This window comes from Bradyrhizobium sp. CCBAU 53338 (assembly GCF_015291665.1).
Classification (GTDB): domain Bacteria; phylum Pseudomonadota; class Alphaproteobacteria; order Rhizobiales; family Xanthobacteraceae; genus Bradyrhizobium.
Window position 1 is genome coordinate 1038553 of sequence record NZ_CP030048.1, and the last position, 20250, is coordinate 1058802.

The window sequence follows — 20250 nt, forward strand, 5'->3', positions numbered from 1 at the left end:
AAGGCGCGCGGGGGGAATCAGCCTGCGTCGCGGAGATTGTCGGCAGCCGACTTGCCGGAGCGGCGATCAGCGACGATCTCGTAGGAGATCTTCTGGCCTTCGCGCAGCGAGCCGAGACCGGCGCGCTCGACGGCGCTGATGTGAACGAACACGTCCTTGCCGCCATCGTCGGGCTGGATGAAGCCAAAGCCCTTGGTTGCGTTAAACCACTTCACGGTTCCCATGCTCACGGGGGTAGTTCCTTCTCAGATACACAATGTCAGAGCCCGCTTGCGCAGGCCGGTTAGATCGAATTTCTGGAAGGGTCGTCAGCGTGTCTGAACCGGCTGTACCGGTGGATGCTAATGTCGTCCGGCCGAAAATCGATGACTGGATTTTATTGGAAACAAGGCGGCAAAACAATCCGGACGTGCACGATTTTTTGATCCGCCGTGATGTCCCCGGCGGATCAGCATATTGGTCGGCATTTTAATGCCGCGCTCGCGCGCGGGAGCCCACTAACGGCGACGGAACTGGCCGCCGCGCTGTCCAGGACGGGGAGGTCCACCCACTCCGCTCGGACGTTCGTCCTTGTGGCGGAAAATCAGCCGGCCCTTTTCGAGGTCGTAGGGCGACATCTCCACCGTCACGCGGTCTCCCGCCAGCGTTTTGATGCGGTTCTTCTTCATCTTGCCGGCGGTGTAGGCGACGATCTCGTGCCCGGCGTCGAGCTGCACACGGTAGCGCGCGTCGGGGAGGATTTCGGTGACCAGTCCTTCGAACTGGATCAGCTCTTCCTTAGCCATGAATTTCTCCAGGTCGTGGACGGCTAGTGCGAATGGGGTTTGCGGTTCGGGTGGCCGTTCGGCCGACTCTCACGGCGCAAAAAGGCCACGCCTTGTATCCCATCAGGCGCCCCCGCGCTATGCGCGGAACGCTGTTCCGGGCGGTCGTTTGACGATGAGTGCATCTTACCACCGGAGCGGCGGCGGCGAGAGCTCTTCGCGCTGTTGCCGGGCCGTCCGTCCACATGCCTGCCATCGGCGTGCCGTGCCTCGCCGTGGCGGCCCTCACCGGGCCGTCCGTCGCCCGGCTTGCCGGAGCTGTGGTGGCGACTGTCGCCATGCCGTTCGTCGCTGCGCCGTGCGTCGCCGTGGCGCGCGCCTTGCGGACGCTGGCCCGGGCGGCCGCCCGGCCGCCCCTGTCGCTGCTGCGGCGCCGGGGCGCCCGGGTCGCGGCGGCCCGCATCGGTACGCAGATCCTCGCGCGGCAGCGCCACGCGGATCAGCCGCTCGATGTCGCGCAGATAGCTGAGCTCCTCGCCGCCGGCGACCAGCGAGATCGCGGTGCCGTCGGCACCTGCACGCGCGGTGCGGCCGATGCGGTGCACATAGGTCTCGGGGACGTTGGGAAGGTCGAAATTGATGACGTGGGTAATGCCGTCGACGTCGATGCCGCGGGCGGCGATGTCGGTGGCGACCAGGGTGCGGATCTCACCGGAGCGGAACTGCGCCAGCGTCCGCTCGCGATGGTTCTGCGACTTGTTGCCGTGGATGGCGCTCGCGGGGATACCGGCTCGCTCGAGCGTCTTCACCACCTTGTCGGCGCCGTGCTTGGTGCGGGTAAACACCAAGGCTCGGTTGATCGGTTCGTCCTTCAGGAGCTTGGTCAGGAAGGCAGGCTTGGACGCGAAGTCGACCTGGATGATGCGCTGGTTGATGCGCTCGGCGGTCGAGGAGACCGGGGTCACCGCGACGCGGGCGGGATCGCGCAGCATGGCGTCGGCGAGCTCGGCGATGTCCTTCGGCATGGTGGCCGAGAAGAACAGCGTCTGCCGCTTGATCGGCAGCTTGGCGACGATTTTGCGGATGTCGTTGATGAAGCCCATGTCGAGCATGCGGTCTGCCTCGTCGAGCACGAGGAACTCGACGCTGCCGAGCTTCAGCCCGTTGCTTTGCACGAGGTCGAGCAGGCGGCCGGGGGTCGCGACCAGCACGTCAACGCCCTGCATGAGGGCACGGACCTGGCGGCCCATCGGCACGCCGCCGATGGCCAGCGTCGAGGACAGGCGGATATGGCGGCCATAGGCGTTGAAGCTGTCGAGGATCTGGCCGGACAGTTCGCGGGTCGGCGACAGCACCAGGACGCGGGCGGTCTTCGGCTGCGGCTTGATGCGGTTTTCGAGCAGGCGGTGCAGGATCGGCAGCGCGAAGGACGCCGTCTTGCCGGTGCCGGTCTGGGCGATGCCGACGACGTCGCGGCCGGTCAGGGCCGTGGGAATCGTCTGGGCCTGGATGGGGGTCGGGGTGACGTAATTCTCTTCGGCGAGAGCACGTGCGATCGGTTCGGCGAGGCCGAAGTCCTGAAACGAAGTCAAAAGATGGGTTCTTTCCATGTCAAATGCGATCGGCCCGACGCAATCAGCGGGGCGCGCGCAAAAGGGTGTCGAGAAGACACCTGCGTGTTTGGGGTGTCGGATGGCTTGGAGGATATGGGGCAAGCCAGAGGCCCGTAAGGGCTTAAGAACACGCGGCTCGCTACGATCGCTCGATTCGCAAGCGATCTCCCCTCTCATATGGAACATTGACGGGGCGCATTCAAGGCGGATCGTCGGCTGACGTCGATTGCAGTGCAAAAATAGTTATGCCGGAATTTTAGCCAGCGACACTGATTTGCTCAAAAAATGAACTGGCTGCCGCGTAAGCATACATTTTGTTCGCTCAAGTTTTGAGCAGTCAGATCGCGGCTAAAGTTGGATTGCGGCGAAATTATTGAAGCCGACCAATCACTTGGCAGGTGCCCAGGCCATGGCATGGTTCTTGCGATTCCGTTAATCGCAGGCGGCCGTGGGGCCGTTTCGCAGCGTTTTTCACGTCTGCGTCAGGGAGATGATACATCCATGCCTACCAAATCCATTCACGATATAGCGGCGTCATTTAGCCGCCGCGGCGTGCTCGCCGCGACCACTGGACTGATGCTCGGTCTGGCGTCCATTTCCGGCGCGAAGGCCGCGGACGACACCATCAAGGTTGGCGTCCTGCACTCCCTCTCCGGCACCATGGCCATCAGCGAAACCACGCTGAAGGACACCATCCTTTTCCTGATCGACGAGCAGAACAAGAAGGGCGGCTTGCTCGGCAAGAAGCTCGAGGCCGTCGTTGTCGACCCCGCTTCGAACTGGCCGCTGTTTGCCGAAAAGGCGCGCGAGCTGATTACCAAGGACAAGGTCTCGGTCGTGTTCGGCTGCTGGACCTCGGTGTCGCGCAAGTCGGTGCTCCCGGTGTTCAAGGAGCTCAACAACATCCTGTTCTACCCCGTGCAGTACGAGGGTGAAGAGTCCGAGCGCAACGTGTTCTACACCGGTGCTGCTCCGAACCAGCAGGCGATCCCCGCCGTCGACTACCTGATGAAGGAAGAAAAGGTGAAGCGCTGGGTGCTCGCGGGCACCGACTACGTCTATCCGCGCACCACCAACAAGATCCTGGAAGCCTATCTGAAGTCGAAGGGTGTCGCCCAGGAAGACATCATGATCAACTATACGCCGTTCGGTCACTCCGACTGGCAGACGATCGTGGCCGACATCAAGAAGTTCGGCTCGGCCGGCAAGAAGACGGCGGTGGTCTCGACCATCAACGGCGACGCCAACGTCCCCTTCTACAAGGAACTCGGCAACCAGGGCATCAAGGCGAAGGACATCCCGGTGGTCGCGTTCTCGGTGGGTGAAGAGGAGCTCGCCGGCATCGACACCAAGCCGCTGGTCGGCCATCTCGCCGCCTGGAACTACTTCGAGTCGATCAAGACCCCGGCGAACGAGAAGTTCATCAAGGACTGGCAGGCCTACACCAAGAACCCGAAGCGTACGACCAACGACCCGATGGAAGCCCACGTGATCGGCTTCAACATGTGGGTGAAGGCGGTCGAGAAGGTGAAGTCGACCGATCCGGACAAGGTGATCGACGCGCTTCCCGGCATCGAGACGCCGAACCTGACCGGCGGCATCGCCAAGATGCTTCCGAACCACCACATCACCAAGCCGGTGTTCATCGGCGAGATCAAGGGCAACGGCCAGTTCGACGTGGTCTGGAAGACCCCGAGCCTCGTCCCCGGCGACGCATGGTCGAAGGAGCTCGACGGCTCCAAGGACCTGATCGGCGACTGGGTCGGCAAGAAGTGCGGCAACTTCAACACCAAGACCAACAAGTGCCTCGGCTCCGGCTCCTGATCCGGATCTGACATTCGACTGCACGACGGGAGAAGGCGGCTATTCCGCCGCCTTCTCCCCACTTCTGCCGGGGTGATCCAGTGCCAACCAAACTATCTGCTCGTCTCTCGACCCTTGTTCTTTCGCTGTTCCTGATCGCGTTCGCGCTGCCGGCCTTTGCCGGTCCGTTCGAGGATGCGGTCGCCAAATTCGCCAACGACGATTTTTCCGACACCGATGACGCGATCGGCGTAGTCGCAAGCAGCGGCAACAAGCTCGCCTTTCCGATCATCAGCGCGCTCCAGGACGGTCGTCTCATGGCCGATCCCGACAGCAAGAAGGTTTACGTCACGGGTACCGACGGCAAGTCGATCGACGCCGCGACCGGTGAGGCCGTTGCCAGCGTACCCGACAGCGCCAGCGCTGTTCGCCTCAATAATCGCCTGCGCCGCAGCGTCGATGCCGCGCTCGGCAGCCTGACGCTGCAGTCGCCCGATCTCGATACGCGGCTCCAGGCCGCTCAATCCGTCTTCAAGTCGCACGAAGAGACGGCGCTCGATCCCGTCGAGAGTGCACTTGCCAAGGAAACCAACAAAGCGGTCAAGACTGCGCTCGGCGAAGCGCGCGCGGCGATCCTGCTGTTCAAGTCCGACGCCACCGAAGTGCAGAAGCTCGAAGCGGTCGCCACCATCAGGGCGCGCGGCGATCAGGAAGCGCTGGCGCTGCTGGCCGACATCGGCTCCGACCAGCCGGCCTCCGTATCGAAGGCCGCGACGAGCGCGATCGGCTCGATCCAGAACTCGCTCGCGATCTGGTCGACGGTGCAGAATGCCTGGTACGGCCTGTCGCTCGGCTCGGTACTGCTGCTGGCGGCGATCGGGCTCGCCATCACCTTCGGCGTGATGGGCGTCATCAACATGGCCCATGGCGAGATGGTGATGATCGGGGCCTACACCACTTTTGTGGTGCAAGAGGTGATCCGCACCCGCTATCCCGCACTGTTCGACTATTCGCTGCTGATTGCCGTGCCGCTCGCCTTCCTCGTCGCCGGCGCCATTGGCGTGCTGATCGAGCGCAGTATCATCCGCTTCCTCTATGGCCGGCCGCTGGAGACGCTGCTCGCGACCTGGGGCTTGTCGCTGGTGTTGCAGCAGGCGGTGCGCACCATGTTCGGCCCGACCAACCGCGAGGTCGGCAACCCCTCCTGGATGAGCGGCGCGTTCGATCTCGGCCAGATCACCATCACCTACAACCGGCTCTGGATTCTCGTCTTCACGCTTGCGGTATTCGCGATCCTGCTCGCCATGCTGCGCTACACCGCGCTCGGCCTGGAGATGCGCGCGGTGACACAGAACCGCCGCATGGCGGCCTCGATGGGCATCGCCACCTCGCGTGTCGACGCGCTGACCTTCGGGCTCGGCTCGGGCATTGCCGGCATTGCCGGCGTGGCGCTGTCGCAGATCGATAATGTCAGCCCCAATCTCGGCCAGAGCTACATCATCGACAGCTTCATGGTCGTGGTGTTCGGCGGGGTCGGCAATCTCTGGGGTACGCTGGTCGGCGCCTTCACGCTCGGCATCGCCAACAAGTTCCTGGAGCCGGTCGCAGGCGCCGTGCTCGGCAAGATCGCGATTCTGGTCCTGATCATCCTGTTCATTCAAAAGCGGCCGCGCGGCCTGTTCGCGCTCAAGGGCCGCGCGGTGGAAGCATGACCCCTCACATGCTGACGCGATCGCTGGACCGCGGCGCGGCGATCTTCCTCGCCGTCGTCGCTGCCTGCGGCATCCTCATCCCGCTCTCCAACCTGCTGCTGCCGTCGGATTCGTTCCTGCAGGTGCCGACCTATCTGGTCGCGCTCTGGGGCAAGTATGTCTGCTACGCGATCCTCGCACTCTCGATCGACCTGATCTGGGGTTATTGCGGCATCCTCTCGCTAGGCCACGGCGCCTTCTTCGCGCTCGGCGGCTACGCCATGGGCATGTATCTGATGCGGCAGATCGGCGCCCGTGGCGTCTACGGCAATCCTGTCTTGCCCGACTTCATGGTGTTCCTGAATTACTCGAAGCTGCCCTGGACCTGGTACGGCTTCGACATGTTCTGGTTCGCCGCGCTGATGGTCTTGATCGTACCTGGCCTGCTCGCTTTCTGCTTCGGTTGGCTCGCCTTCCGCTCCCGCGTCACTGGCGTGTATCTGTCGATCATCACGCAGGCGATGACCTATGCGTTGCTGCTCGCCTTCTTCCGTAACGATTTCGGCTTCGGCGGCAATAACGGACTGACCGACTTCAAGGACATCCTGGGCTTCAACGTTCAGGCCGAGGGCACGCGCGCGGCGCTGTTCGCGCTGAGCTGTCTGGCGCTGATCTTCAGCTTCCTGATCTGCCGCTCGGTCGTGTCCTCCAAGCTCGGCAAGGTGCTGATCGCGATCCGCGACGCGGAATCCCGCAGCCGCTTCCTCGGCTACCGCGTCGAGTCCTACAAGCTGTTCGTATTCACGCTGTCGGCCTGCATGGCGGGCGTCGCCGGCGCGCTCTATGTGCCGCAGGTCGGCATCATCAATCCATCCGAATTCGCACCGGGCAATTCGATCGAGGCGGTGATCTGGGTCGCAGTCGGCGGGCGCGGCACGCTGATCGGCGCGGCGCTGGGCGCCATCGTGGTCAACTACGCCAAGACCTTCTTCACCTCGGGCGTGCTGGCGCCGTACTGGCTGTTCATGCTGGGTGCGCTGTTCATCCTGGTGACGCTGCTGCTGCCGAAGGGCATTGTCGGCACTTTCAATGCCTGGCGCGATCAGTCGAAAGAGAAGCGCTCTGCGTCGGCCACTGCAAGTGCGGCGGCCGAAGACGCCATCACCGAACCCAAGATGGCGGAGTAGCTGTCATGAACGTCATGGATACCCGCGCGACATCCGCGATGCTCTATCTCGACGGCGTACACGTCTCGTTCGACGGCTTCCATGCCATCAACAATCTGTCGCTGACGCTCGAGCCGGGCGAGATGCGGGCCATCATCGGCCCGAACGGCGCCGGCAAGACCACGATGATGGACATCATCACCGGCAAGACCAAGCCTGACGAGGGGACGGTGCTGTTCGACGGCGTCACCGATTTGACGCGGCTGGACGAGACCCGCATCGCCGAGCTCGGCATCGGCCGCAAATTCCAGAAGCCGACCGTGTTCGAGAGCCAGACCGTGCAGGACAACCTGCTGCTGGCGCTCAATGTCGACCACAGCGTCAAGGGCACGCTGTTCTGGCGCGGCAGCAAGGCCGAGTCCGAGCGCATCGACAAGGTGCTGGAGACGATCCGTCTCACCGACGCCCGCAACCGCCTCGCCGGCAGCCTCAGCCACGGCCAGAAGCAGTGGCTCGAGATCGGCATGCTGTTGGCGCAGGATCCGAAACTGCTCCTCGTCGACGAGCCCGTTGCCGGCATGACCGACGTCGAGACGCATCTCACCGCCGAGCTGCTCAAGGAAATCAACAAGACCCACACCGTCATGGTGGTCGAGCACGACATGACGTTCGTGCGCGAGCTCGGGGTCAAGGTCACCTGCCTGCATGAAGGCACCGTGCTCGCCGAAGGAACCATCGACCAGGTCTCGTCGAACGAGCGGGTCATCGAAGTCTATCTGGGACGCTGAGCGATGCTTGAGGTCAAGGACATCAACCTGTTCTACGGCGCGGCGCAGGCGCTCCGCGGCGTCTCGATCGCGGCCGAGCCGGGCAAAGTGACCTGCGTGCTCGGGCGCAACGGCGTCGGCAAGACGTCGTTGCTGCGCGCCATGGTCGGGCAATATCCGATCTCCTCGGGCGCAATCGTGTTCGATGGCAGCGACATTACCGGCCTCAAGCCCTATGAGCGGGCGCGCAAAGGCATCGGCTTCGTGCCGCAGGGCCGTGAGATCTTTCCGCTGCTGACGGTCGAGGAAAATCTCAAGACCGGCTTCGGTCCGCTCAAGCGCCAGGACAAGAACATTCCGGACGACGTGTTCTCGCTGTTTCCGGTGCTGCAATCCATGCTCGGCCGGCGCGGCGGCGATCTCTCCGGCGGCCAGCAGCAGCAGCTCGCGATCGGGCGCGCGCTGGTGATGCGGCCGAAGCTGCTGCTGCTGGACGAGCCGACCGAAGGCATCCAGCCCTCGATCATCAAGGACATCGGCCGCGCCATCTCCTACTTGCGCAACCTCGGCAACATCGCCATCGTGCTGGTCGAACAATATCTCGACTTTGCCTGCGAACTCGGCGACAGTTTTGCGGTGATGGATCGCGGTGCGGTGAAGTTCACCTGCGACCGCTCCAATCTCGACCCGGCCGAAATCAGCCGCCAGATGGCGCTGTAATTCCAGATTTCTGCCGCGGCCGGCTGGGGAGACGGATGCGCAGCGACGCTTTAGCGATATCTTCGGTGTTTGAAGCCAATCGTGCTCGAGGCGCGGTGCGCTTCGACGTGCACGCCCGTGACGGCGTGACGCGGCGGGGCGCCCTGCATGAATCCGGCTCGCTCCGTGTGCGCTTTCCCTCGCCGGAGGACGACGGCCTGTCGGGGGTGTTCGTGAACACGGCCGGAGGCGTTGCCGGCGGCGATCGGTTCGACATCGAGATCTCGGCCGCAGATAGCTCGCGTTTGACGCTGACGACGGCGGCCGCTGAAAAGATCTATCGCGCGCCGGGGGCGGTGGCGCAGCTCAACATTTCCTTGAAGGTTGGTGCCGACGCGCACCTCGGCTGGCTGCCCCAGGAGACGATCCTCTTCGACCGCGCACGGGTGCATCGCCGCTTCGACATCGAACTCGATAACGCCGCTTCGCTACTGCTTTGCGAGATTGTCGTATTCGGCCGCACCGCCATGGGCGAGCGCCTGGAACAGGGCGAATTCGTCGACCGCTGGCGGCTGCGCCGTGGCGGCAAACTGATTTTTGCCGAGACCATCAGGCTCGACGGCCAGATCGGTGAAAAGCTGGCGCGGTCGGCGGTCGCCAAGGCAGGTGCTGCGATCGGTACGGCGCTGATGGTGCCCGGCGACGAGGCGCTGGTCGAACGCATTCGCGAAGCCTCGGGCTCTTTTGCCGGCGAGGTCGGAATATCCGCCTGGAATGGCTTTGCAATGGCGCGGTTCTGTGCCCAAGATGCGGCGCGTTTGCGTGCCGACATGATGGCCGTGCTGGCGTGCACGGGTGCGGCCTTGCCGCGGCTCTGGCTGAATTGACGATTTGAACGGAAGAGATTCTTCATGAACCTGTCTCCCCGCGAAAAGGACAAGCTTCTGATCTCGATGGCGGCGATTGTGGCGCGTCGCAGACTGGATCGCGGCGTCAAGCTCAACCATCCCGAGGCGATCGCGATCATCTCCGATTTCATCCTCGAAGGCGCGCGCGACGGCCGCACGGTCGCCGAGCTGATGCAATCGGGCGCACAGGTGCTCACCCGCGACCAGGTGATGCCCGGCATCCCCGAGATGATCCACGACATCCAGGTCGAGGCGACGTTCCCTGACGGCACCAAGCTCGTCACCGTGCACGAACCGATCAGGTAGGAGCGAGAAGCATGATCCCCGGCGAACTCTTCATCCAGGACGGCGAGATCGAGCTCAATGCCGGCCGCAAGACTGTGACGCTCACGGTCGCCAACACCGGCGACCGACCGATACAGGTCGGCTCGCACTACCATTTCTTCGAGACCAATCCGGCGCTGAAGTTCGACCGCAAGAAAGCCCGCGGCATGCGCCTCGACATCGCCGCCGGCACCGCCGTCCGCTTCGAGCCCGGCCAGACCCGCAACGTCCAGCTCGTCGCGCTCGCGGGGAAGAAGACGATCTACGGCTTCCGCGGTGACGTGATGGGGAAGCTGTGATTCATGCTTCCCGCCGTTCGCCTCATTTCGGAAGCTGCTGAGCTGGCCGCGCGCCGGCACAATGGCATGGCGCGCAAGGGGCGGGGGAACGAGCCTTACATCAACCATCTCGCCGAGGTCGCGAACCTGGTGGCAACGGCGACTGACGGCGCTGATGCCGAGCTCGTTGCGGCTGGCTGGCTGCACGATGTGATCGAGGATACCGACACCACGCGCGACGAGCTGGCGCAGGTATTCTCCGACCGGGTTGCCTCCCTCGTCGTCGAATGCACCGACGACATGAGTCTGTCGAAGGCCGAGCGGCGGCGCCTGCAGGTCGTCGAGGCGCCGAAGAAATCGGCCAGCGCAAAGCTGATCAAGATCGCCGACAAGGTCAGCAATATCGGCGCGCGTATTCATTCCGATCCGACTGCGGACGAGCGCGACGATCTCGCCGATTATGCCGGCTGGGCCGAGCAGGTCGTCGCCGGCTGCCGTGGCGGTAACGCCTGGCTCGACGCGAGATTCGACGACATGGTGCGAAAAGCGAGGGCCTCGCTGTGAGCACTGAACTGGAATTCAAACGCAAACGGGGCTTGTGATGTCCGTCAAGATGAAGCGTTCCGTCTACGCCGACATGTTCGGCCCGACCACTGGTGACAAGGTGCGGCTGGCCGACACCGATCTCATCATCGAGGTCGAGAAGGATTTCACGACCTATGGCGAGGAGGTGAAGTTCGGCGGCGGCAAGGTGATCCGCGACGGCATGGGCCAGTCGCAGGTCACCAACAAGCAGGGCGCGGCCGATACGGTCATCACCAACGCGTTGATCGTCGATCACTGGGGCATCGTGAAGGCCGACGTCGCCATCAAGGACGGCATGATCTCGGCGATCGGCAAGGCCGGCAATCCCGATATCCAGCCGGGCGTCACCATCATCATCGGCCCCGGCACCGATGTGATCGCGGGCGAGGGAAAAATCCTCACCGCCGGCGGCTTCGACAGCCACATCCATTTCATCTGTCCGCAGCAGATCGAGCATGCGCTGATGTCAGGCGTCACCTCGATGCTCGGCGGCGGCACCGGGCCCTCGCACGGTACCTTCGCCACGACATGCACGCCGGGACCCTGGCACATGGGGCGGATGATCCAGTCGTTCGATGCCTTCCCGGTCAATCTCGGCATTTCCGGCAAGGGCAACGCCTCGCGGCCCGCAGCCCTGGTCGAGATGATCAAGGCCGGCGCATGTGCGCTGAAGCTGCACGAGGATTGGGGCACCACGCCGGCCGCGATCGACAACTGCCTGTCGGTCGCCGACGATTACGACATCCAGGTCATGCTGCACTCCGACACGTTGAACGAGTCCGGCTTCGTCGAGGACACCATCAAGGCCTTCAAGGGCCGTACCATTCACGCCTTCCACACCGAAGGCGCCGGCGGCGGCCATGCGCCTGACATCATCAAGGTCGCAGGGCTCAAGAACGTGCTGCCGTCCTCGACCAACCCGACGCGGCCCTTCACGCGCAACACCATCGACGAGCATCTCGACATGCTGATGGTGTGTCACCACCTCGATCCGTCGATTGCGGAAGATCTGGCGTTCGCGGAAAGCCGCATTCGCAAGGAGACCATCGCGGCCGAGGACATCCTGCACGATCTCGGGGCGCTCTCGATGATGTCGTCGGACTCGCAGGCGATGGGCCGCCTCGGCGAAGTCATCATCCGGACCTGGCAGACCGCGGACAAGATGAAGAAGCAGCGCGGCTCGCTGCCGCAGGACAAGGGCAAGGACAACGACAATTTCCGCGTCAAGCGCTACATTGCCAAGTACACGATCAATCCGGCGATCGCGCATGGCGTGTCGAAGCTGATCGGCTCGGTGGAGAAGGGCAAGCTGGCCGATCTGGTGCTGTGGTCCCCGGCCTTCTTCGGTGTCAAGCCCGACTGCATCGTCAAGGGCGGCTCAATCGTCGCGGCGCCCATGGGCGATCCCAACGCCTCGATCCCGACGCCGCAGCCGGTGCACTACCAGCCGATGTTCGGCGCCTTCGGCAGGGCGCGCACGGCATCCTCCGTCGTCTTCACCTCGAAGGCTGCCATCACGGGCGGCCTTGCGCGAAAGCTTGGCATCGAGAAGAAGCTCTATGCGGTCCAGAATACCCGCAGCAAGATCTCGAAGAAGAGCATGATCCATAACGACGCCACGCCAAATATCGAGGTCGATCCGGAGACCTATGAGGTGCGCGCCGACGGCGAACTGCTGACCTGTCCGCCTGCCGAGGTGCTACCGATGGCGCAGCGATATTTCATGTACTGAAATAGCGCCTCGACGCATGTCCCCGGCGCATGCCGATTGCATGTCCTGGGGCGGCTTTTCCGGTTTTGCGTTCGATCCCGGCTGGTCTAATGTCCCGGCCGGTATCTAACCCTTCAGAAGAAAAGCCGGGAGGATTTCTCGTGATCTACGTCGTTGCCACCTTGACCATCAAGCCCGAAACCCGCGCCGAATTCATTGCAGCCGCCACCGCCTGCATCAGGGAGACGCGGAAGGAGCCCGGCAATATCGCCTACGATCTGCACGAAAGCGTCACCGACCCCACCAAGATGGTGTTCGTCGAGCAGTGGGAAAATGCCGAGGCGCTCGTGCCGCATCGCGGCCAGGAGCACATGAAGACGTTCGGCCGTGTCGCGGTGAAGTGCTTCACCGCGCCCCCGAAGATCGAAGTCATCACGCCCGAGAAGGTCGAGACGAGGTAACAGCGCATGATCCGGGCGACGCAGGTTAAGGGACAGCACCGCTTCACGGAAACGCCGGCGGATACGGTCGTGCTCGATTTCGACGATCGGCACCGTCGCCGCATGGCGATGACGGGAACGCGGGGCCTCGAATTCCTGCTCGACCTGGAGAACGCGGTGGCACTGCGCGGCGGCGATGCGCTCTTGCTGGAGGACGGCCGTCTGGTCGAAGTGGTCGCGGCACCCGAGCCGCTGCTCGAGATCCGCGGCCGCGACCCGCACCATCTGATCCGCGTCGCCTGGCATCTCGGCAATCGCCATCTGCCGACGCAGCTCATGGCCAAGAGCCTGCGCATCCGCCGCGACCACGTCATCGAGGCGATGGTGCAGGGACTTGGCGCGAAGGTGATCGAGATCGAAGCGCCGTTCGATCCCGAAGGCGGTGCCTATGCCGATGCCGGCCATGCGCACGGACACGATGACCATGCACGTCACGAGCATGGTCATCATGGTCACGGCCACCATGATCATGGCCATCATCAACATGATCATCACGGCCTTGACCATCAGCACGATCATGCCGCGCATGATCATGATCATCACCACCACCACGACGAACACTGCGACCATCCCGACCATCACCACGGCCACAAACATGCTCATGACCACAAATGAGCCTGTCAGCGCGGGCGACCTCGCCGACCGCGAGGCTGCGGCGCTGTACCGGCTGATGACGTGGCTGTCGCCGGCGTTTCCCGTCGGCGGATTCTCCTATTCCAGCGGCATCGAATGGGCGGTCGAAGCCGGCGATATCGCCGACATCGCAACGCTCGCCGATTGGCTCGACGCGATGCTCAGTGATGGCTCCGGCTTTTGCGATGCGACCTTCCTGGTTCATGCCTATCGCGCTGCCGAAGCCGGCGACGACAACACTCTGTGCGATATTGCGGAACTCGCGGCCGCGTTCGTGCCCTCGCGCGAGCGGCAGCTCGAGACCACTTCGCAGGGCCGAGCCTTCATCGAAATCTCCCGCGCGGCGTGGGATGCCGTGGGCCTGGATGCCATGGTCGCGGCGTGCCGGACGCCGCTGGTCTATCCCGTCGCTGTCGGCGTCGTTGCCGCGATGCATGGCGTGCCGCTGGCCCCGACACTGCACGCCTTCCTGCATGCGCTGGTCTCGAACTGGATTTCTGCGGCGAGCCGGCTCGTTCCGCTCGGCCAGACCGACAGCCAGCGTGTGCTGGTCACGCTGGAAACCGCCGTCGCGGTGACCGCAAATCGGGCGCTGAACGCGACATTGGGCGATCTCGGCAGCGCCATCTTCCGCGCCGATCTCGCCAGCCTGCGGCACGAGACGCAATATACGCGGCTGTTTCGGTCATGACGGTCGGGCTGTGCACTCCGTCGTCGTCCTGACGAAAGCCAGGACCCATAGCCACTACTGCGCGTGCACCCGTGCGGCCTCGGCTTGCCGCGACGACAAAGTTCGGTGGTAATGGGTCCTGGCTTTTGCCAGGACGACGATAGGAAACAATCTCAATGGCAACTTCTCACGGCCCTTTGCGTGTCGGCGTCGGCGGCCCCGTTGGATCGGGCAAGACTGCGTTGATGGACCTGCTCTGCAAGACCATGCGCGAGCGTTACGACATCGCCGCGATCACCAACGACATCTACACCAAATGGGATGCGGAATTCCTTGTGCGCTCCGGCTCGCTGACGCCGGACCGCATCGCCGGCGTCGAGACCGGCGGCTGCCCGCACACTGCGATCCGCGAGGACGCCTCGATGAATCTCGCTGCGGTGGCGGACATGCGCGCCAAATTCCCCGGGCTCGATCTCGTGCTGATCGAGTCCGGCGGCGACAATCTCGCCGCCACTTTTTCCCCGGAGCTGGCCGATTTGACCATCTATGTCATCGACGTTGCCGCCGGCGACAAGATCCCGTCCAAGGGCGGCCCCGGCATCACCCGCTCGGACCTTCTGGTCATCAACAAGATCGATCTCGCGCCCCATGTCGGTGCGTCCCTCGAGAAGATGGATACCGACGCCAAGCGCATGCGCGGCGAGCGTCCCTTCGTCATGACCAATTTGAAGAAGAGCGAAGGCCTCGACCGCATCGTCGGCTTCATCGAGACCAAAGGTGGGCTGAAACGAGCGGGCTGATCGGCCGCGGCGAGATGGCGCAGGCATTTCCGCCGTTAACGTCTGGGGCAGATCCGCGTTTGCGGAACAAATTTCGGACACGGCGATTATCTACCTCCTGTGCCCCGGCAAAGCCGTTCCTGGCCAGACGTTCGGCCGGGCGGATTAAGCTTTTTGGGCGACCCAAGTTGCGTACAGATGCCTCCTCCGTCATTATCCCTGCCACTGGGCTCCACCCTGTTTCGGCACATGGCCGTTCGAGCGGCGTTCATATGCTCCGTGTTTATTGCCGACCTCCCGACTTCGCCTGAGTAGTCGCGTGGTCCGGCTGGGTTTCATCATCGGTTTCATCGCTCTGCTCGGAGCTTTGCTCTCGGGGCTTGCGGCCTATCGTGTCCACGACCAGGAGCTGGCGCTGGATCGCATTGCGCTGGCGCGTGCGATCGACGTTCATGCGAGCCTTGTCCAGGACAGGTCGACCGAGCGTGAGCTACTGGCGCGTGTCGCCTCAGGCCTGTTCCGCGCGCCGTCGGTGCTGAAACCCAATATGCTGGAGCCGCTGCGATCGGCGATCTACGCCTTCAAGACCGACTTCGTGGTGGCCGGCTGGATCGCCCGGCTCCAGCCGAGCGAACTCGCTGCGGCACAGACCGCGATCGCGACCGCCGGCTTCCCGAAGCCCCAGATTCGCGACTACAGCGACAAGCCGATCGACCCCGCCAGCCTCACCCATCCGATCGACGTGCTGATGGACCTCGAGCCGCGCAGCGACGAGACGAAGGCACTCCCGGGCCGCAGTTACGATGACGATCCGGTTCGCAGCGCGATGTTGACGCGGGCCAGGGTCGAGAAGCGGTCGGTCGCCTCCGACCCGGTACCCCTCTTGCGCGGGAACGGTCCGATCGGCGTCATCGTCGCCGCTCCCGTCATCCCCGAGGGCGCCACCGAGCCGGTTGGGTTCATCACGTTCTCCTACGAGCTCGCCTCGCTGATGCTGACCAATGACGATCTTTCGTTGTTCTCGGTCGCGCTGAAGGACCCGCGCAAGGAGGGCAGTGAACTGATTGCCAACGACCAGGGCGTCGTCTCCACCCGGATGACGTCGCCGGACGGCCCGGCCCCGTCGGCAACGCGCACCATCAGCTTTGGAGGCCGCGACTGGCAGCTCGGCTATTACGCCAAGACCAATTCGGCGCGGCGTGCCGAGCAGACCGCGATCATCGTGGCGGCGATCGGCTTCGCCATCACAGCGATGGTGTGCGGCCTGTTCGGCTACGTCGCCTACAACAACCTGAGGCTCAGCCGCGAGATCCAGGTGCGGATCGGATTCGAGCGGCGGCTGACGGCTGTCATCGACGAGCTGAATCATCGCGTGAAGAACATCCTTGCCGTGATCCAGTCGATCGTAACGCGAACCCTGCGCCATGGTTCGGACATCGACGTCGCGCGCGAGCTGTTGATCGGCCGCATCCACGCGATGTCCAACGTGGTCTCGCTGCTCAGCGAGAGCCAGTGGCAGGGCGTCAAGCTGAAGGGCCTGTTCGAAGCGCGCGCCATTCCGCATGCCGATCGGATCGCGGTCAGCGGTCCGGACATCGCGGTCAGCGCGCGCGCCGCGCAAAGCCTCTCGCTCCTGTTCTTCGAGCTGGCCTCGCATTCGGACGAAGGCCTGTCGCTGGTCGGCAAGCATCCGCACATCACCGCGAACTGGACGGTGACGGGCGAGGAGCCCGAGACGGTGTTTCACTTCCGCTGGGAGGAGTTCAACACCAGCGAGGCGACGCGCCGGCCGGATTCGGATTTCGGCCTGATCCTGCTCGACCGTGTCGCGCCCGAAGCGCTCGGCGGCACCGCCAAGCGCTACTTCACCGACGTCTCCTACGTCTATGAGCTGACTGCGCCGATGGAGACGGTCGTCGATATGACTGAGCGTGATCGAACGGAAAAGCTGTCGCAGCCGGTGAAGGCGGTGCGGTAGCTTCAGGTCGAACTCATGCGAGCCGCGATGGCGGTCATCTCGAGTTTCACGCCCGGGCCGAGATCGGCCACGCCGACGGCGGCACGCGCGGGCAAATGAGCTTCCGCAAAGTGCGCCTTCCAGGCCGCATTGAACGCGGCCTTCTCGCTCAGATCGGTCATGAAGATGGTCACCTGCAAGACGTTGGCTACGTCGGACCCGAGCGTCTCCAACAGCCGCGACAGCTGACCGAGCACGTCGGTTGCCTGACCGGACATGTCGAGGCTCGTGTCCTCGGGGACGATCCCGCCGATGTAAAGCACGCCCGCATGCTCGACCACTTCGTGGAGCAGCCCTTCGTATGGCAAGATGCGCCTGATCATGATGAGAACAATGCTCCTGTCGAATAGGGTGAGATTTTGTCGGATCCGGCGCAAGGTCTAGCCTTTCGGCCGCAACACCAGATCGACCAGAGATCGCGCATAGGCCGGCGTAATCGGCGCTATCCCGAAGATGTAGCGGTAGAACAGGCTGCCATAGATCGCGTCGTAGAGATCCTGGGCCGGCGCTTCGGCCAAAATGCTGCCGTCACGTTGGCCTGTTGCGATCATCTCGACCAGCGCGTCGCGGCGGAACTGGAGATAGCGGGCATAGAACAGCTCCGCCGAGCCTGTCTTGGAGATGCATTCGGAGATGACGGCCAGTTGCACCTTGCCGAACTCGCCTTGCAGGGCCTCGGCATAGGCCGCGGCATGGCGGCGCGCGCGCACCGCGGGCGTACCCGCGCTCACCGGCGGCAGCGGTAGCATTTGGGCGGCGTGATGGAGAAAGGCGTCGATCAGCAGTGCCTCCCGCGACGGCCACCATTTGTAGATCGTCATCTTGGAGACGTTGGAATGGCGCGCCACCGCGTCGATCGTGGTCGCGGCAAGGCCGGTCGCGGCCATCAGGGAGTAGGCGCTTTCGAGGATGGCATTGGTGGTCTCGATCGAGCGCGGCCGGCCGCGCCGGGGCGCACTCGTGACCGTATCGGAGGTGCCTTTCGCTATGACCAAGCCGGTCTCCCTGCACAGAGGCGCCGCCGCAGGCCGCCTCGTCCCGCATAGCGCAGGCGCGGCGCCGGTCCTAGCGGAATCGCGCTGATGTCCCGGCTAGGCGCGCTGCCGAAAGGCCGCGGGCGCGTCCTGCCGCTTCGACCAGGAGATATAGTAGGCCACAGCCGTCATCGCGGCGAAACCGACGAGGCTCACCCCGATCTGCATGACGACCAGATTGGCGCCGGTGATCAGGATCAGGTGCCCGGCGAAGGACAGGAACACGCCGACGCAGAACACGGCGAGCCATTCCTCGCCGCATTTGATCACCATCTGCAGCGGCTTCCATTGCAGCCCCGGATGGTCGGCCGGAATGAGATGGGTTGCGATGAAGGCCAGCGCGAGGAAATGGATCACGCGATAGGGCGCGAGGCTTTCCTTGTCGGTCGACGAAATGCCGTCGAGCACGATGTCAGGAAAATAGGCGGACAGCGTCGGCGAGTGCCGCATCAGGGTGATCGCCATCGCCGCGACGAGATAGGCACCCGCGAGCTCCCGGAGCCAGGGCAGGCGGCGCAGGCCGTGACCTGACGCGCCGGTCACCGCGAACCAGCCGCCCAGCACCATCAACATCTGCCAGCAGAACGGATTGAAGGTCCATTCCAGGTCGGGATAGGCATGAAAGGTCCAGCCGAACCGGCGCGCAGCGAGATACAGGGCGACAGATGCGGCCAGAGTCAGGTTCGGACGTCGCAGCAGGCCCCACAATGCGAATGGGAAGAAGGCCATCAGCGGAATCATCAGCTGCAGCAGGTCGAGGTTGAGCGGTTCTTCCTGGAGCACCAATCCCTGGACCAGGATGCGCAGCGGGTGCTCGAGAATACCCGAGATGTTGTAGTCGCTGATGATCTCCGGCGCCATCGACTGCGACGCGACATAGGCGATGGCGTCGATGTAGATCACGAACAGCACGACGTAGGCGGCATAGAGCCGCCAGACGCGGCGGAAGATGCGCGTCGCGGCGACGACATAGCCGCGCTCGACCGCCATCTTGCCATGGATGATGGCGACGCCATAGCCCACGACGAATACGAACAGGTCTGCCGCGCCGCTGAAGCCGAAATTGCGCAGCGTCAGGAGGTTGACGACGTTGTTCGGGATGTGGTCGACGAACACCGACCAATTGGCGATCCCGAGCGTCAAATAGAGCCTGGCGTCGTGATGGAATGCGGCGAGGTTCGCCCTGACAGACGGCTTCATGCTAAAGATTTCATTTGGAATCAGGGCGATGCTTTTAGCGGCAACCGCCTGCCTATCCGAGTAGCGATTGCGTGAAGCCAGCAGGGGATGACCGCGCGTGATGAAAGATTGCGCAGAAATGGGCTGTTGAATTTCGATCGGCTTGTTCGTCCGGCCGTCAGCGCAACTTTCTTAGTGCGGTCTCGCCTTACTCGGCCGGCTCGGCCGAAGCCTCGTCCGCAGCGCCGGCACGGCTCGCCATGATTCCGAGTGCAACGCCGCCGATGGCCAGGATCGGCAAGAGCCGCTTCACGCCGATGGCGCGGGCGACCTGCAAGCCCGTCGCAATCAGCATGGGATCGGCGAGCATGCTCGGGGCCGCCTTCGCAGCGCGTTCGGCGGCAATGCGCGCGCGCGTCCGCATCTGCCGTTTGTAACCCCAATAGGTCCCGGCGGCTGCCAGCGTCAGCAGGAAGAAGATACCGGCGCCAGCGAGGCAGGCCTGCACCGGGCCGTACTTTTCCAGCACCGCGATGAAGGCTGCCGCGCAGAGGAAGCATGTGGTGACGAACAGCGCGAACGCCGCACCGGCCGCCAGCGAGGTCAGCCGCACGGTCGTACCCGTCGATGCGCTGATGCCGTCGATGATGCGTTGAAACACGGTCTTGCTCCTCGGATCCCCACAAGCCAATTCGTCACCAGCCGGTCACGTCGGCACAGGCCGTCGTGACCGCAAGATCTATCGGGCGTCTAGCGGCGCCAGGCAAAACCGACCAGGAAGCCGATGCCGAGTGCGACGCCCACGGTCGCGAGTGGCCGTTGCGTGATCGCATCTTCCAGCGTCTCCTCGATCGAGCCGTAGGCGTCCTGCGCCGCGCCCATCATCGCGCTGCCGCGCTCGGAGAAATCGTCGAACGTCGAATCCATGTTGTCGCGCGCCTGCTTGTAACCGCGCCGGGCCTGCTTGCCCGTGGCGTTGGCGAACGTGTTGAGGGCGTCGGTGATCTGATCGGTGAGGGCGGCGATATCGCTTTTCACGGCTGCTACATCCTTCTCGAGGCGTTCTGCGGTGGCTTTGTCAGTCCAGTCTCTCATCCCGGTTTCGCCATTGCTCATTGACATCAAGGGG

Annotated in this window: 23 protein-coding genes; 15 read left to right on the forward strand and 8 right to left on the reverse strand. The window is 63.7% G+C overall.

The window, feature by feature from the left end; translation table 11 throughout:
- Window positions 1–17: 17 nt before the first annotated feature.
- The 3 genes from XH90_RS05015 to XH90_RS05025 all read right to left on the reverse strand — a co-directional run bounded on the left by XH90_RS05015 (window position 18) and on the right by XH90_RS05025 (window position 2374).
- Window positions 18–230 (reverse strand): cold-shock protein, encoded by a 213-nt coding sequence (locus tag XH90_RS05015; protein ID WP_148776819.1) that lies wholly within the window; start codon window positions 228–230, stop codon window positions 18–20.
- 267 nt (window positions 231–497) lie between these two features.
- A complete protein-coding gene (gene infA, locus XH90_RS05020; protein ID WP_008131890.1) occupies window positions 498–785 on the reverse strand; it encodes a translation initiation factor IF-1 in 288 nt (95 codons plus the stop codon).
- A gap of 23 nt (window positions 786–808) precedes the next feature.
- Window positions 809–2374 (reverse strand): DEAD/DEAH box helicase, encoded by a 1566-nt coding sequence (locus XH90_RS05025; protein ID WP_194479499.1) that lies wholly within the window; start codon window positions 2372–2374, stop codon window positions 809–811.
- 504 nt (window positions 2375–2878) lie between these two features.
- Between XH90_RS05025 and urtA the strand changes: the two genes are divergently transcribed.
- The 15 genes from urtA (at window position 2879) to XH90_RS05100 (ending at window position 16869) form a co-directional block, all read left to right on the forward strand.
- Window positions 2879–4201: an urea ABC transporter substrate-binding protein gene (gene urtA / locus XH90_RS05030; protein ID WP_194479500.1), complete on the forward strand. Its 1323-nt coding sequence runs from the start codon at window positions 2879–2881 to the stop codon at window positions 4199–4201.
- A gap of 80 nt (window positions 4202–4281) precedes the next feature.
- Complete coding sequence (gene urtB, locus XH90_RS05035; RefSeq protein ID WP_194479501.1) at window positions 4282–5892, forward strand: urea ABC transporter permease subunit UrtB; 1611 nt, start codon at window positions 4282–4284, stop codon at window positions 5890–5892.
- Window positions 5889–7058, forward strand: coding sequence for an urea ABC transporter permease subunit UrtC (gene urtC / locus XH90_RS05040; RefSeq protein ID WP_194479502.1), 1170 nt, complete (start codon window positions 5889–5891; stop codon window positions 7056–7058). The genes urtB and urtC overlap by 4 nt, the downstream gene beginning before the upstream one ends.
- Window positions 7059–7063: 5 nt before the next feature.
- Entirely contained in the window at window positions 7064–7825 is a 762-nt protein-coding gene (gene urtD, locus XH90_RS05045; protein ID WP_194479503.1) for an urea ABC transporter ATP-binding protein UrtD, read from the forward strand.
- A 3-nt stretch (window positions 7826–7828) separates the two neighbouring features.
- Window positions 7829–8524 carry an urea ABC transporter ATP-binding subunit UrtE gene (gene urtE, locus XH90_RS05050; protein ID WP_194479504.1) on the forward strand — a complete coding sequence of 232 codons (696 nt, stop codon included), beginning with the start codon at window positions 7829–7831 and terminating at the stop codon, window positions 8522–8524.
- 35 nt (window positions 8525–8559) lie between these two features.
- Complete coding sequence (locus XH90_RS05055) at window positions 8560–9390, forward strand: urease accessory protein UreD (RefSeq protein ID WP_194479505.1); 831 nt, start codon at window positions 8560–8562, stop codon at window positions 9388–9390.
- A 24-nt stretch (window positions 9391–9414) separates the two neighbouring features.
- On the forward strand, window positions 9415–9717 hold the full coding sequence (locus XH90_RS05060; RefSeq protein ID WP_007605424.1) for an urease subunit gamma: 303 nt from the start codon (window positions 9415–9417) through the stop codon (window positions 9715–9717).
- A gap of 11 nt (window positions 9718–9728) precedes the next feature.
- Complete coding sequence (locus XH90_RS05065; RefSeq protein ID WP_194479506.1) at window positions 9729–10034, forward strand: urease subunit beta; 306 nt, start codon at window positions 9729–9731, stop codon at window positions 10032–10034.
- A gap of 3 nt (window positions 10035–10037) precedes the next feature.
- The gene (locus XH90_RS05070) at window positions 10038–10577 is read left to right on the forward strand and encodes an HD domain-containing protein (RefSeq protein WP_194479507.1); all 540 of its coding nucleotides are present in this window, start codon (window positions 10038–10040) and stop codon (window positions 10575–10577) included.
- A 37-nt stretch (window positions 10578–10614) separates the two neighbouring features.
- Window positions 10615–12330 (forward strand): urease subunit alpha, encoded by a 1716-nt coding sequence (gene ureC / locus XH90_RS05075; RefSeq protein WP_194479508.1) that lies wholly within the window; start codon window positions 10615–10617, stop codon window positions 12328–12330.
- A gap of 140 nt (window positions 12331–12470) precedes the next feature.
- Complete coding sequence (locus XH90_RS05080; RefSeq protein ID WP_194479509.1) at window positions 12471–12770, forward strand: putative quinol monooxygenase; 300 nt, start codon at window positions 12471–12473, stop codon at window positions 12768–12770.
- A gap of 6 nt (window positions 12771–12776) precedes the next feature.
- Complete coding sequence (locus XH90_RS05085) at window positions 12777–13424, forward strand: urease accessory protein UreE (protein WP_194479510.1); 648 nt, start codon at window positions 12777–12779, stop codon at window positions 13422–13424.
- Complete coding sequence (locus XH90_RS05090) at window positions 13405–14133, forward strand: urease accessory protein UreF (protein ID WP_194482593.1); 729 nt, start codon at window positions 13405–13407, stop codon at window positions 14131–14133. Before XH90_RS05085 ends, XH90_RS05090 begins: the two co-directional genes overlap by 20 nt.
- Before the next feature lie 155 nt (window positions 14134–14288).
- On the forward strand, window positions 14289–14912 hold the full coding sequence (ureG, locus tag XH90_RS05095) for an urease accessory protein UreG (protein ID WP_194479511.1): 624 nt from the start codon (window positions 14289–14291) through the stop codon (window positions 14910–14912).
- 298 nt (window positions 14913–15210) lie between these two features.
- Window positions 15211–16869, forward strand: coding sequence for an HWE histidine kinase domain-containing protein (locus tag XH90_RS05100; RefSeq protein ID WP_194479512.1), 1659 nt, complete (start codon window positions 15211–15213; stop codon window positions 16867–16869).
- Window positions 16870–16871: 2 nt separating this feature from the next.
- On the opposite strand, the gene XH90_RS05105 is transcribed toward XH90_RS05100, so the two are convergent.
- The 5 genes from XH90_RS05105 to XH90_RS05125 all read right to left on the reverse strand — a co-directional run bounded on the left by XH90_RS05105 (window position 16872) and on the right by XH90_RS05125 (window position 20243).
- Window positions 16872–17231 carry a RidA family protein gene (locus XH90_RS05105; protein WP_194479513.1) on the reverse strand — a complete coding sequence of 120 codons (360 nt, stop codon included), beginning with the start codon at window positions 17229–17231 and terminating at the stop codon, window positions 16872–16874.
- A gap of 57 nt (window positions 17232–17288) precedes the next feature.
- A complete protein-coding gene (locus XH90_RS05110; RefSeq protein ID WP_194479514.1) occupies window positions 17289–17903 on the reverse strand; it encodes a TetR/AcrR family transcriptional regulator in 615 nt (204 codons plus the stop codon).
- Between the two features lie 96 nt (window positions 17904–17999).
- Window positions 18000–19142, reverse strand: a complete 1143-nt coding sequence (locus tag XH90_RS05115; RefSeq protein WP_194479515.1) for an OpgC domain-containing protein — start codon at window positions 19140–19142, stop codon at window positions 18000–18002.
- Window positions 19143–19329: 187 nt separating this feature from the next.
- Window positions 19330–19782: a hypothetical protein gene (locus XH90_RS05120; RefSeq protein ID WP_194479516.1), complete on the reverse strand. Its 453-nt coding sequence runs from the start codon at window positions 19780–19782 to the stop codon at window positions 19330–19332.
- A gap of 89 nt (window positions 19783–19871) precedes the next feature.
- Window positions 19872–20243 (reverse strand): YqjD family protein, encoded by a 372-nt coding sequence (locus XH90_RS05125; protein ID WP_194482594.1) that lies wholly within the window; start codon window positions 20241–20243, stop codon window positions 19872–19874.
- Between the last annotated feature and the right edge of the window lie 7 nt (window positions 20244–20250).

Bases quoted from the DNA above. Each gene is read 5' to 3' on its own strand.
- infA (WP_008131890.1), bottom strand. From the start codon at position 785: ATGGCTAAGGAAGAGCTGATCCAGTTCGAAGGACTGGTCACCGAAATC.
- XH90_RS05025 (WP_194479499.1), bottom strand. From the start codon at position 2,374: ATGGAAAGAACCCATCTTTTGACTTCGTTTCAGGACTTCGGCCTCGCC.
- urtA (WP_194479500.1), top strand. From the start codon at position 2,879: ATGCCTACCAAATCCATTCACGATATAGCGGCGTCATTTAGCCGCCGC.
- urtC (WP_194479502.1), top strand. From the start codon at position 5,889: ATGACCCCTCACATGCTGACGCGATCGCTGGACCGCGGCGCGGCGATC.
- urtD (WP_194479503.1), top strand. From the start codon at position 7,064: ATGAACGTCATGGATACCCGCGCGACATCCGCGATGCTCTATCTCGAC.
- urtE (WP_194479504.1), top strand. From the start codon at position 7,829: ATGCTTGAGGTCAAGGACATCAACCTGTTCTACGGCGCGGCGCAGGCG.
- XH90_RS05055 (WP_194479505.1), top strand. From the start codon at position 8,560: ATGCGCAGCGACGCTTTAGCGATATCTTCGGTGTTTGAAGCCAATCGT.
- XH90_RS05060 (WP_007605424.1), top strand. From the start codon at position 9,415: ATGAACCTGTCTCCCCGCGAAAAGGACAAGCTTCTGATCTCGATGGCG.
- XH90_RS05065 (WP_194479506.1), top strand. From the start codon at position 9,729: ATGATCCCCGGCGAACTCTTCATCCAGGACGGCGAGATCGAGCTCAAT.
- XH90_RS05070 (WP_194479507.1), top strand. From the start codon at position 10,038: ATGCTTCCCGCCGTTCGCCTCATTTCGGAAGCTGCTGAGCTGGCCGCG.
- ureC (WP_194479508.1), top strand. From the start codon at position 10,615: ATGTCCGTCAAGATGAAGCGTTCCGTCTACGCCGACATGTTCGGCCCG.
- XH90_RS05085 (WP_194479510.1), top strand. From the start codon at position 12,777: ATGATCCGGGCGACGCAGGTTAAGGGACAGCACCGCTTCACGGAAACG.
- XH90_RS05090 (WP_194482593.1), top strand. From the start codon at position 13,405: ATGCTCATGACCACAAATGAGCCTGTCAGCGCGGGCGACCTCGCCGAC.
- ureG (WP_194479511.1), top strand. From the start codon at position 14,289: ATGGCAACTTCTCACGGCCCTTTGCGTGTCGGCGTCGGCGGCCCCGTT.
- XH90_RS05105 (WP_194479513.1), bottom strand. From the start codon at position 17,231: ATGATCAGGCGCATCTTGCCATACGAAGGGCTGCTCCACGAAGTGGTC.
- XH90_RS05115 (WP_194479515.1), bottom strand. From the start codon at position 19,142: ATGAAGCCGTCTGTCAGGGCGAACCTCGCCGCATTCCATCACGACGCC.
- XH90_RS05125 (WP_194482594.1), bottom strand. From the start codon at position 20,243: ATGTCAATGAGCAATGGCGAAACCGGGATGAGAGACTGGACTGACAAA.